The sequence below is a fragment of the Acinetobacter sp. UBA6526 genome (assembly GCF_002434875.1).
In the GTDB taxonomy this organism is placed as follows: domain Bacteria; phylum Pseudomonadota; class Gammaproteobacteria; order Pseudomonadales; family Moraxellaceae; genus Acinetobacter; species Acinetobacter venetianus.
Window position 1 is genome coordinate 1 of sequence record NZ_DJLC01000056.1, and the last position, 11,432, is coordinate 11,432.

Sequence of the window (11,432 nt, forward strand, 5' to 3'; positions counted from 1 at the left end):
GGTGCGCCCGATTGAGACCGAAGCTGTACCTGCTAAGCATCCTGTACATTTGATTCTTGCCTTACCTCGTCCCAAAGTGTTGCGTCGAATGATGATGGATGCAGTGACTTTAGGGGTAGAGCGCATTAGTTTGATTCATAGTTATCGCGTAGATAAAAGCTATTGGCAGACGCCTTTTATACAGCAATTGGATGATTATGTAACTTTGGGCTTAGAGCAGGCGGGAGACACCATTGCGCCAGAGATACAATTGTACAAACGCTTTAAACCTTTTGTAGAAGATGTTTTGGCAACTTTAATCACAGAGCAGCAGCCAGCTTATGTGGCACACCCCTATGCTGAGCATGTGATGCCTTATGCAATACAACATCCGTGTATTGTGGTGGTTGGGCCAGAAGGCGGATTCATTCCTTATGAAATTGAATTGCTCAAAAAAAATGGTTGCCAAGCTGTGAGCTTAGGCAACCGAATTTTGCGAACTGAAACTGCTGTTTCGTCTATTTTAGGAAGGCTGTTTATCTGAGTTTTGTGTATCAAAAGGCAATTGGGCATTGCTCTGCTGTACTTTAAGCTCTTGAATTGGATATGGAATATTAATTCCTTGAGCATTAAAGGCTTGTTTTACTTGAGCTTGGATTGAACTGGTCGATGATAAAATATCGGTTTCAGTGGTATTAATCCACCAACGAACCGTTAAATTGACAGAGAAATCGGCTAAAGCAGTAACATTGACTGAGAATGTCGGTTGACTGAGCACATTACGGTCATTATTCAAGATATCCAAGACAATTTGCTTGGCTTTTTGTTCATCGTCATCGTAACCAATACCAACAATAAACTCACAGCGACGTTGCTGATAAGCGGTATTGACGGTTACAGGACTAGTATAGACCGTTGCATTCGGAATCACGATACGACGACCATCATAAGAGCGTAAAAAAGTCGCTCGAATCTGAATATCTTCGACCACACCTTCCATGCCATTTACGATGATTGCATCACCGATACGGAATGGTTCGCCAAGTAAAATCAGTACACCCGACAGTAAATTTTGGAAAATATCTTTAAATGCGAAACCAATGGCAACAGAACCAATTCCTAGAGCACCGATGAGTTGGCTCGGTGTAAATCCTGGAATCGCAATCACCAATGCGATTAGGAAGCCAAAGAATAAGATAAATGTTCCACCGACACGGTGTAGAACTAAAACCAAATTCTGTCTTGCATAAGAGCGATTGGTTAATGTTTTATTCACAAAAAATTTAAATAATTTAGTGAGTAACCAGAAAATGATAAAAACAACAATCGCAATACAGATATAGGGAACACGTTCCCAAAAGCTGTCGATGATTTTATCAATCGTTGTATAGGCATCGTGATATTTCTCAGTATGTGCAAGTACCGTCTGTGTGGTTTTCGCGCTTGCCTGATGCAATAGTTCGCCTGTATCTTTCGCGACATTTGTCAATGTTGTTTGTTCGTTAGCCACTAGAAATCTCTATTTCGCAAAGAAAGGAGTAATAAGGTGTTGCATGATAATGAAATTATTGTAAACACGCTTGGCAAATTCAGTAATCAATTGATTTCATTAATGCTACAAACGCATAAAAATTACTCACAATCAAAAATACTCCGTTGTGTTTTGAATAATCTGTGTTGGTGCATCCCAAATATCGGGACTAGCGAAGTAATACATAAAGACAGACATACTAAATAGTATGAAAATACTCAGAATAATCATGATCCAAGCCAATAATTTTTCCCATGCTTTCGATGGACGTACATCTCCATAGTCATTGTGATACGGTGTGCCTGGCGCAAGTAATACATATAAAGTGAAAAAGAGTTGTATTAATGGCACAAGTAATAGTAGGCATAACCAACCTGTTTTATTGAGATCATGTAAGCGTCGAATCAAGAAAACAATTTGAAAATAAAATCCTGCAAACCACAGCGCAATAATGGCAAATGTTGCAATACCTGAAAATGCTGAGAACATCGGTTCGTTCATATTGACATTGTTTATGCTGACATTGCCTGCGATTGACACCAATAGCACGAACATGAGCATGAATCCGATACTGATAAGACCATGCCAACCTAAGTAGCTAAGTCGATTAAAACGTCCTCTCGATGAGAGCGGATGATCTTTGCTGGGTTGCGTCTGCGGTGCAATTGTAAAATCTGACATAGATGGATTCCTATTTTTCTGCTTATTAAATCTTTTAAAGAGTTTACATTGATCAAAATAATCACTTATTTTAAAAACAAAAAGCATAGACAAGCAGTTAAATTTTAAATTATTTTGAGTAAAATTTTGAAAATATGCGAATCGTAAAATTGCAACAGTTCTACGACCAAAGCCGCATTGTTTGCTCTTGTTGTTGGTGACCATACTGCAAGAGACAACAAAAAATACCGATGCATTAGATGGTATATCTACGGTATGAGATAAAAAACCAAGGAAGTGAACTATGAAAGAAATCTACCCAGTGCCTGACAAATTCAAAGAAACAGCAAGAATCTCTGAAGCAGACTATTTCAATCGTTATCAGTATTCAATTGAACAGCCTGAAGCATTTTGGGCAGAAGAAGCGAAAAAGATTGATTGGATCAAACCTTTTACGCAAGTCAAAAACACCAGTTTTCATCCAGATAATTTTAAGATCGAATGGTTTGCAGATGGCGAACTGAATGTTTCTGCTAACTGTTTAGACCGTCATCTTAAAGATAATCCACTCAAACCAGCAATTATTTGGGAAGGTGATCATCCATCACGTCATAAAATTATTTCATTTGCAGAATTGCATGATGAAGTGTGTCGTTTTGCCAATGTCCTGAAAAAGCAAGGGATCAGTAAAGGCGATCGCGTAGTTTTATATATGCCAATGGTGCCTGAAGCAGCAATTGCCATGTTGGCATGTGCGCGTATCGGCGCAGTACATTGTGTGGTGTTCGGTGGCTTCTCACCAGACTCATTGGCCAGTCGTATTGAAGATAGCCAAGCAAAATTAGTCATTACCGCTGATGCAGGGATGCGTGGCGGAAAAATTATTCCGCTCAAAGAAAATGTAGATGCTGCATTGGAAATTGATGGTACAAGTAGTGTTCAGAATGTCATTGTGGTGCACCGTACAGGAAATTCAGTTGCGTTTAATCCGGAGCGAGATGTTTGGTATCACCTTGCCATTATGGAGGTAGATGAGCACTGCCCACCAGAGCCAATGAAAGCAGAAGATCCGTTATTCATTCTGTATACATCAGGTTCAACAGGTAAACCGAAAGGCGTGCTCCATACCACAGGCGGCTATCTAGTATATGTCAACACAACATTCAGAGAGGTCTTTGATCTTCGTGAAGATGATGTGTATTGGTGTACTGCGGATGTGGGTTGGATTACAGGACATAGTTATTTACTTTATGGCCCACTGAGTAATGCAACGACGACGGTGATGTTTGAAGGGATTCCACAATATCCAAATTGGGCGCGTATTGGTCATGTGTGTGATAAGCACAACATTACTATTCTCTATACTGCTCCAACCGCAATTCGCGCCATGATGCGTGAAGGTGATGCTTATGTGCGTGAAAGTGATCGCAGTAGCTTACGTCTACTGGGTTCGGTTGGTGAACCGATTAACCCTGAAGCATGGAATTGGTATCACGAGGTGGTTGGTGAAGGTCGTTGCCCAATTGTGGATACTTGGTGGCAAACAGAAACGGGTGGTATCTTAATTTCACCGCTGCCGGGTGCAACCGCCTTAAAACCGGGTTCAGCAACACGTCCATTCTTCGGTGTTCAGCCAGCCTTGGTCGATGGTGAAGGCAATGAGTTGGAAGGCGCAACCGAAGGGAATCTGGTGATTAAAGATTCATGGCCGGGTCAGATGCGAACCATTTGGGGTGATCCTCAACGTTTTATCGAAGCATATTTCTCGACCTTTAAAGGTTGCTATTTCACGGGTGATGGCGCACGTCGAGATGAAGATAATTACTACTGGATCACAGGACGTGTTGATGATGTGTTGAATGTTTCTGGTCATCGTCTAGGAACTGCCGAGATTGAAAGTGCGTTGGTGGCACATGAGGCAGTCGCTGAGGCTGCGGTGGTTGGGATGCCGCATGATATTAAAGGTCAGGGTATTTGTACCTTTGTGACTTTACAAGCTGATGTGGCAGAATCTGAAGAGCTACGCAAAGAGTTAGTGAATTGGGTGCGTAAAGTTCTTGGACCCGTGGCAACCCCAGACGCATTGCATTGGGCGCCTGCATTACCGAAAACCCGTTCAGGTAAAATCATGCGCCGTATTTTAAGAAAGATTGCGGCAAATGAATTGGATAGCTTAGGTGATACCTCAACATTAGCTGAACCAGCTGTGGTCGAGCATTTGATTGCGACGGTTTATCCAAACAGATAATCGTTTTTTACTAAAAGAGCGTTCTGTAGAACGCTCTTTTTTTATATGGTTTATTTATGTGAGGCTAAAAAATCTGCCGTGTTTTGTACAGTGGCGAAGAAGCCTAGTGCTGATAAAAAAGCAGTTTGTACATCTGCTGCTTTGACTATTTTGCCCTCATGTTCTAAATCGCGAGTTGCAGTCGCATCTGCAATCACAATCGGCTGATAGCCAAGCTCTTGTGCCGCTCGTGTTCCTGCATCGACGCACATATGTGTCATCATGCCTGCAATCACTAATTGCTCAACTTGATGCTGTTCAAGGATGGCTTGAAGTTTGGTTTCTAGAAAGCTATTTGGAAAATGTTTTTCAACAATCAGAGAATCATCAGTGATTTTAAGTTGTGGGTGTAATTCAACACCAACAGTATTCTCCTGAAAGAAACTGGCCGAGGCTGGACTAATGTGCTGGATATAAATGATTGGTAAATTGTTTCGAATAAAATAGTCTTCTAGTTGATTGGTATTTTGCAAGGCAAGTTCAGGATTGACCAACTCCATTTTGCCATTTTTAAAATAATCATTCTGTACATCAATAATTAGTAAGGCCTGTTTCATCATATTTAGCTCTAAGGTTAAGATAAAACAAGCGTAGGGTGAAACTGAGAAATGGGCTATATTCTGATGAAAGCATTATTGCTAGTTTTCTTTCGTAATGAAAAATGAATATTGAACTTGATTCCATCGACTTAAAAATTCTTGAATTATTGAGACAAGATTCTCGTCTGAGTCATAAAGAAATTGGACAATTCGTGCATCGTACAGGACAGGCAGTGGGGGCACGTATTGCTCAGTTGATGGATGCAGGTATTATCAAAAACTACACTGTGGCGATAAAGTATGAGCATAAACAGTTCATCCAACTTTTTATGAATGATCAGCAAGCTTTTATCGAGGTTGAGCGTTTAGTCAAACAATATGAGCAAGTGGATGAATGTTTTAAAGTTCTCGGCAATGCTTGTTATATGATCGTCAGCCACTTTGATCCGCCACAATTAAATGAATTCATTGAGCAGCTGTCGCAGTGGTGCCGTTATTCGGTTGAAACCGTCATGCGAGAAATTGAGACCCGTTAAAATAAAAAAGCCCCAAGCCGAGCCTTGGGGGAGTATCTGCTATTAGTTTTGTTTTTCTTCTTATTTAACGCTGAAAACTACGCTGATTTTGCTGAGAGATGATGCTCCTGTTGTTGTTCAAGTTGACGGACTAGCGGTAAAACTTTTTCTCCAAAATATTCAACTTCCTCAATGAAATGAAGAAAGCCAGAAAGAACTAGATCTACCCCCACATTTTTTAAAGCAAGAATGCGTTCTGCAATTTGATTTGGTGTACCAATCAGATTAGTTTTAAAGCCATCGTTATATTGCACCAAATCATCGAAGGTCGATTTTGCCCAATTCCCTTCACCTTCTGGAGCCGCTGCACCTGCTTCACGAGTTGCATCACCGAAGGCATTCACCGCTTCGACATTGGCTTGCGCAATGATCTCATTCAGTACGGCTTTAGCTTCTTCTTCTGTATCACGGGCGATAATGAAAGCATTAACCCCGATCTTGACTTGCCTGTTGGCCAACTTGGCTTTGCTGCGGACATCATCGACTTGCTTTTTGATTTCTTCGACACTATTGCCATTGGTAAAATACCAGTCGGATACACGTGCTGCCATATCACGAGCGGCGCGAGAACTACCACCTTGAAACACTTCGATGGACGGTTTTTGCAATGGTTTTGGTTTAAGCGTGTAATTTTGAAATTGGTAATATTTACCATCAAAGCTGTAATGGTCAGTCGTCCAAATCCCTTTGAGAGTACGAATAAATTCTTCCGAGCGAACATAGCGTTCGTCATGCTCAGGCCAAGGTTCGCCAATCGCATCAAATTCACCACGGAACCAACCACTGACAACATTAATTGCAATGCGCCCTTGAGTAAGATAGTCAATGGTCGCCAATTGCTTAGCAGCTAATGCGGGCTTCCAAGGGCCGGGCAGGATCGCTGCAATTACTTTGAGTTTTTCAGTCTTTGCTAATAAAGCATGACTAAAACTCACGGATTCATGTTGGTTCTCTGCACCATAGCCAGCGGTAAAACGAATTTGAGTGAGAGCATATTCAAAGCCGCTTTGTTCCGCTGCTTGCGCTAAGCGCACATTATAGTCATAGCTCCAGTCAGTACGTTGTTCAATATTGCTGACAACGAGACCGCCACTCACATTGGGAACCCAGTAGGCAAATTTAATTGCGGATGCTGTTGTTGTCATTGTTGTATCCTCCATTAAATCGGTTTATGCAACGTGAGTTAGATTTTTAGTTGATTTGGAATGTAATCGAGATTCCGCTGCATCCAAATCTGGAACTGCTGCGGATGGAAGCACCTCGGCCTGTTCAATCTGTTTGTTGATCCCAAGATTTTGATTTGCTTGTTCAGTTTTGGTTTTAATGGCAGCAGCACGCTGACCTTTGGCTGGTGCCCATTCTAAGATTGGTAAAGCACGTGCAACAGCGAGCGTCACGCGATCAGATAATTGCTCGCTTTTTACCGTATATTCAGGGGTGAAGTCGCGGTCTGTGGCATAAACGCCAATGGGTAAGGTTTGTGCTTGAAAGAAACTAAATAGTGGGCGTAATTGGTGTTCTAAGACCAATGCATGGCGGTCACTGCCACCTGAGGCTGCAAGTAAAACGGGCACATCAACCAAAGCAGTTTGTTCTACAAAATCAAAAAAATGCTTGAATAAACCTGTAAACGAAGCACGATAAACAGGGGTGCCGACAATCAGTGCATCAGCTGCTTCTACCGCTGCGAGGTCATCTTGAACACGTTGTGGCAATTGATTACGATAAATTGCTCCACCAAGCAAAGGCCCAATTTCACTGAGTTTCACAAAATGTACTTGAATGTTGATGGCTTCTGCCAGTTCATTGAGAATGGCTTGAACTAAACTTTCTGTTTTTGATGGGCTATTTAAACCACCAGATACCGCAACAATATTTAGTGGAGTTGATAAAGTATTACGATTGGACATAGTCATAGCCTAAAAGATCATTACGAATTACTATTTATTTATCTATAGCTCGACTGTAGCTGTAAAATAAGGAAAAGCTGCAAGCTTATCTGTTTTCTAGATATATCTGTTCTAAGTATTACGAGAAAAATTAAATGAATTTAATACTCTGTTTCTTCTCATTATTTCTGTATAGTGTTTATTGATTAGTTGCTGTTATGTGACTTATATCAATATTTGTATTGTTTTGCATTTATGCTGGAATACACAACTCTTGATGCTTGACCAACAGTTTATTTAAAAATACGCTAAGATAGAGTAGATTTGAATAAACTCCGTACAGTGACGTACTTGAAGACTGCATAAAGCGCTTATGAATATTTTAATTGTAGATGACCATCCTTTATTTAGACATGCTTTGATTCAAGCGGTTCGTTATAGCATTCCTCAGGCTCAAATTCAGGAAACTGCGGATGTTGATGAATTCTATGAACGATTAGAGCATGGTGCAGAACCAGACTTAGTGCTGTTGGATTTAAATCTTCCAGGTGCTTCTGGATTTTCAGCCTTAGTGTATGTTCGCGCTCAATATCCAGCGATTCCGATTATCGTTGTATCTGCACATGAAGAGCTTTCAATTATTCAACGTGCAATTGCACATGGTGCGATGGGATATATTCCAAAGTCTTCACATCCTAGTCATATTGGTGAAGCGATTAAACAAGTGTTAGAAGGTGAGATTTGGCTACCACCAAATTTACCAACACATGCAGGTTTTGATCCTCGTGCTGCGGATGAAACGGCTCTCGCTGAGCGATTACAGTCTCTTACACCACAACAGTTTCGTGTATTAATGATGGTTGCGGAAGGCCTATTAAATAAACAGATTGCTTATGAGCTGGATGTATCAGAGGCAACAATTAAAGCGCATGTGACTGCGATTTTCCGTAAACTTGGCGTACAAAACCGTACTCAAGCAGTATTGGCGATTAGTGCGCTTAATATTGAAGATAAGAAGATGTAATGATTTGAGTTTCTTTTATAGATGAAAGTTAATCAATGCTGTTAAAAACAAAAAAAACCAGTTCTGATGAACTGGTTTTTTTATTATGAATTAAGGGTTCTAGGTTTAGAACCCGAATTCAATATTAGAAACGGAACTTCGCGTTCACGCCAACAGTTTGCGTATCTAGGTCAGCATTAACTGCATTTGCATTTAAATAGCTAGCACCTACAGCAACAGCTGGAGTGATGAAGTAGTTAACGTTCGCGCCCCAAGCAGATTTGATTGGAGAGAAGTTATCGTTAGCAGGGTTTTTGCTAGCACTTACTTCTGCATAAGAAGCACCAACGCTTAACTTAGGTGTTACGTATACATCAGTTTTTAATTGGTAAGCAGTAGTGTCGCCATAAACAAGACCAGCTTCAAAACCTACAGCCATGTTCGTACCATCGATGTTACCAACGTATTTAGTACGTGCAGTAATCGCATCTTGGTCTTCACCAATTGTTGCAGCTTCGCCAAATGATTTAACGATACCTTGAGAAAGTACGCTGTTTGCATCTAAAGCGAATTGGTCAACGATGCTAGTGTAACCTACAGCAACTAAAAAATTAGGCGCTAATAAAGTACCAACTTCTAAAGCATAACGATCGCCGTTGTCTTTTTCGCCATCAACTTTAGTTTTAGAGTGGCTATAAGATGCGCTTGTATATACTGGTAAATAAGGTGTAGGGATATATGCTTCACCCTTAGCACCAATAGATTCATTTTTTGTAGTAACGATCTCATCGCCACTTTCTTTAGCAAAGCTATATGCAACAGAAACATTAGATGCTTGGTTTAGGAAAGCAGCTTCAGCTAAAGGACCTTTAGATGTATCAACATCTTTAAGGAAATAGCTGATTTGCCCAGCGCCAGTGAAGTCTTTGTCATTCTGTTTTGTATCTAAAAATTCAGATTGACCTTGAACTTCGAATTGGTAAGCGTGAGCACCGGTCATGGCTAATACTAAAGCAGTGGCTAAACCGAGTTTTTTCATAGTAATTTCCAGCATTGATATAAAAGAAATATAAATCTGGAGTCATTCTATTGTAACAAAATATGAAGTCAATGTAATAAATTCTATGACCCGACAAACGAATGTATGGCTTGTATGTATTGTCTAAAAAATAGACAAACGTATTTTATTTTGTCAACCAATCATGAAAATTATAATTAACAGTAAGATAGCGTCATTTTAGATATTCTGATTTCATCTAATAGCAGGCATATATCTATGCTTTTTAATTGTTTTATACGATTAATATGATCGTTTTTTTCTTTTTTTAAATTCTTAAAATTGTAATATTTTAGGTTTCTTAGTGAGACTTTTATCTCATTTTCTTGGTTTTTTGTGTGGTGTAACTGTTTTTTCTTAATTGTAATCTTAAATTTTGTGTAATTGTAACGTATAAATAATCAACAAAAACGATAAAAAACACAATTCCGATCTATTTAATCAACTTTACTTTTTGAGACTTGGTTCGCATAATTGGCATCAAGAGGTATTTAATTTGCATTATGCCTTTATAACATTTTCTTGAGTATTCGATGTTTTTACATCTCTGTTTACTAGCTCGGCTTTCCCCAAGGCTGAGCTTTTTTTTGCCTTTTTTATAGTAAATGAAAATAGAATAATAATACAAATTTGATGAAGAAATAGGCTTATATTAAAACTCCATACCCTGCCATATTCCTTCATTATGCGAAAAAAGTTCAAAGTTGCTCTGCTATGTAGTTCGTTATGCTTAAGTTTAGGCTTGGTTGCTTGTCACAGCTTAAATTCAGAGCTGCAGATTGCAGAACAGCAAAAGCAACAACAAAAAATTTCTAAGCTATTTGTGAATGCCAAAACAGAAGGCGTATTTGTCACTTATGACGGTCAAAAGATACATGAATATGGGAATGCCTTAAATCGAGCTCAAACCTCTTATATCCCTGCATCTACTTTTAAAATGCTCAATGCTTTGATTGGCATCCAACATCATAAAACGACACCCAATGAAGTTTTTAAATGGAATGGAGAAAAGCGCAGATTTAAGAGCTGGGAAAAAGATTTGACCTTAACTGAGGCGATTCAAGCATCCGCTGTTCCTATTTATCAAGAATTAGCCAGACGAATAGGTTTAGATTTGATGGCATCTGAAGTTAAAAGAATAGGCTTTGGAAATTCAGATATAGGCAATCAGGTCGATAATTTTTGGTTGGTTGGCCCATTAAAAATCACACCGATTCAAGAAGTCAGATTTGCCTACGCGTTGGCAAATGAGCAATTGGCGTTTGACATTCCTGTTCAGCAGCAAGTTAAGCAAATGTTATTGGTGGATCAGGTGAATGGGACAAAAGTTTATGCGAAAAGTGGTTGGGGAATGGATGTTGAGCCACAAGTGGGATGGTGGACAGGATGGGTAGAGCAGCCTAATGGTAAAGTAACTGCATTTTCTCTAAATATGGAGATGAATAAAACTGAACATGTGGAGGCTCGGAAAACGATTGTTTATGAGGCATTGCAGCAGTTAGGTTTAATTCAGCATTAGATTAATATTCACATAAAAAAAGACCCAACCGTTTTATTCGGTTGGGTTGAAAAGGATGTTTAGCTTGGGGGAGAAAACATCCTAGAGGGTTAACTAAAATCTATAAGTCTGTGCTTTAGTAAAGTATTACTCTTTTTAATAAACGTGTGAAATTGATAATTTTTATCTAAAAGATTTAGTTTTTCGATCAGGCGTGGAATGTTTTTATTTGAAAACAGTGTTATATCTCTAATAATTAAAGATAATTTTGAATATATAACAATTTATTTAGCTCATAAATCATTTATTTATTCTTTTGGCTAATTTAAATAATACAAAAGTATTTTATAATTCTTCGAAAGATCAATTTGATGAAAATTGTTTTAATTATTATTAGGGTGTGTTGACACTTTT

General features: G+C 39.2%; 11 protein-coding genes. 5 read left to right on the forward strand and 6 right to left on the reverse strand.

Annotation, left to right across the window (positions count from 1 at the left end; translation table 11 throughout):
• On the forward strand, positions 1-523 hold a 523-nt coding region (locus tag B4237_RS03780; RefSeq protein WP_286941486.1), incomplete at its 5' end, for a 16S rRNA (uracil(1498)-N(3))-methyltransferase.
• Here B4237_RS03780 and B4237_RS03785 read toward each other — a convergent pair.
• Both B4237_RS03785 and B4237_RS03790 read right to left on the reverse strand, forming a co-directional pair.
• Entirely contained in the window at positions 503-1,489 is a 987-nt protein-coding gene (locus tag B4237_RS03785) for a mechanosensitive ion channel family protein (RefSeq protein WP_278595755.1), read from the reverse strand. The genes B4237_RS03780 and B4237_RS03785 overlap by 21 nt on opposite strands.
• A gap of 132 nt (positions 1,490-1,621) precedes the next feature.
• Positions 1,622-2,191: a DUF805 domain-containing protein gene (locus B4237_RS03790; RefSeq protein WP_278595754.1), complete on the reverse strand. Its 570-nt coding sequence runs from the start codon at positions 2,189-2,191 to the stop codon at positions 1,622-1,624.
• Positions 2,192-2,474: 283 nt separating this feature from the next.
• Here B4237_RS03790 and acs point away from each other — a divergent pair, with 283 nt between their 5' ends.
• Positions 2,475-4,418 carry an acetate--CoA ligase gene (gene acs, locus B4237_RS03795; protein WP_286941489.1) on the forward strand — a complete coding sequence of 648 codons (1,944 nt, stop codon included), beginning with the start codon at positions 2,475-2,477 and terminating at the stop codon, positions 4,416-4,418.
• 50 nt (positions 4,419-4,468) lie between these two features.
• Here acs and B4237_RS03800 read toward each other — a convergent pair whose 3' ends face one another.
• Complete coding sequence (locus tag B4237_RS03800) at positions 4,469-5,014, reverse strand: cysteine hydrolase family protein (protein WP_278595832.1); 546 nt, start codon at positions 5,012-5,014, stop codon at positions 4,469-4,471.
• A 104-nt stretch (positions 5,015-5,118) separates the two neighbouring features.
• Here B4237_RS03800 and B4237_RS03805 point away from each other — a divergent pair, with 104 nt between their 5' ends.
• On the forward strand, positions 5,119-5,532 hold the full coding sequence (locus B4237_RS03805; protein WP_023012666.1) for an Lrp/AsnC family transcriptional regulator: 414 nt from the start codon (positions 5,119-5,121) through the stop codon (positions 5,530-5,532).
• A gap of 77 nt (positions 5,533-5,609) precedes the next feature.
• Here the strand turns inward: B4237_RS03805 and sfnG are convergent, their stop codons facing one another.
• Together sfnG and msuE are read right to left on the reverse strand one after the other, a co-directional pair.
• Positions 5,610-6,716, reverse strand: coding sequence for a dimethylsulfone monooxygenase SfnG (gene sfnG, locus B4237_RS03810; protein WP_278595753.1), 1,107 nt, complete (start codon positions 6,714-6,716; stop codon positions 5,610-5,612).
• A 24-nt stretch (positions 6,717-6,740) separates the two neighbouring features.
• Positions 6,741-7,481 (reverse strand): FMN reductase, encoded by a 741-nt coding sequence (gene msuE, locus B4237_RS03815; protein WP_278595752.1) that lies wholly within the window; start codon positions 7,479-7,481, stop codon positions 6,741-6,743.
• Positions 7,482-7,833: 352 nt separating this feature from the next.
• On the opposite strand from msuE, the gene B4237_RS03820 reads away from it, so the two are divergent.
• Positions 7,834-8,484 carry a response regulator gene (locus B4237_RS03820; protein ID WP_004878012.1) on the forward strand — a complete coding sequence of 217 codons (651 nt, stop codon included), beginning with the start codon at positions 7,834-7,836 and terminating at the stop codon, positions 8,482-8,484.
• 124 nt (positions 8,485-8,608) lie between these two features.
• On the opposite strand, the gene omp33-36 is transcribed toward B4237_RS03820, so the two are convergent.
• A complete protein-coding gene (omp33-36, locus tag B4237_RS03825) occupies positions 8,609-9,502 on the reverse strand; it encodes a porin Omp33-36 (protein ID WP_007482787.1) in 894 nt (297 codons plus the stop codon).
• Positions 9,503-10,205: 703 nt separating this feature from the next.
• Between omp33-36 and blaOXA the strand changes: the two genes are divergently transcribed.
• The gene (gene blaOXA, locus B4237_RS03830) at positions 10,206-11,039 is read left to right on the forward strand and encodes an OXA-266 family class D beta-lactamase (RefSeq protein ID WP_278595751.1); all 834 of its coding nucleotides are present in this window, start codon (positions 10,206-10,208) and stop codon (positions 11,037-11,039) included.
• Positions 11,040-11,432 lie beyond the last annotated feature (393 nt).

What these genes read in the sequence shown, in the direction of transcription:
- B4237_RS03790 (WP_278595754.1), bottom strand. Translation starts at nt 2,191, where the DNA reads ATGTCAGATTTTACAATTGCACCGCAGACGCAACCCAGCAAAGATCAT.
- acs (WP_286941489.1), top strand. Translation starts at nt 2,475, where the DNA reads ATGAAAGAAATCTACCCAGTGCCTGACAAATTCAAAGAAACAGCAAGA.
- B4237_RS03800 (WP_278595832.1), bottom strand. Translation starts at nt 5,014, where the DNA reads ATGAAACAGGCCTTACTAATTATTGATGTACAGAATGATTATTTTAAA.
- B4237_RS03805 (WP_023012666.1), top strand. Translation starts at nt 5,119, where the DNA reads ATGAATATTGAACTTGATTCCATCGACTTAAAAATTCTTGAATTATTG.
- sfnG (WP_278595753.1), bottom strand. Translation starts at nt 6,716, where the DNA reads ATGACAACAACAGCATCCGCAATTAAATTTGCCTACTGGGTTCCCAAT.
- msuE (WP_278595752.1), bottom strand. Translation starts at nt 7,481, where the DNA reads ATGTCCAATCGTAATACTTTATCAACTCCACTAAATATTGTTGCGGTA.
- B4237_RS03820 (WP_004878012.1), top strand. Translation starts at nt 7,834, where the DNA reads ATGAATATTTTAATTGTAGATGACCATCCTTTATTTAGACATGCTTTG.
- omp33-36 (WP_007482787.1), bottom strand. Translation starts at nt 9,502, where the DNA reads ATGAAAAAACTCGGTTTAGCCACTGCTTTAGTATTAGCCATGACCGGT.
- blaOXA (WP_278595751.1), top strand. Translation starts at nt 10,206, where the DNA reads ATGCGAAAAAAGTTCAAAGTTGCTCTGCTATGTAGTTCGTTATGCTTA.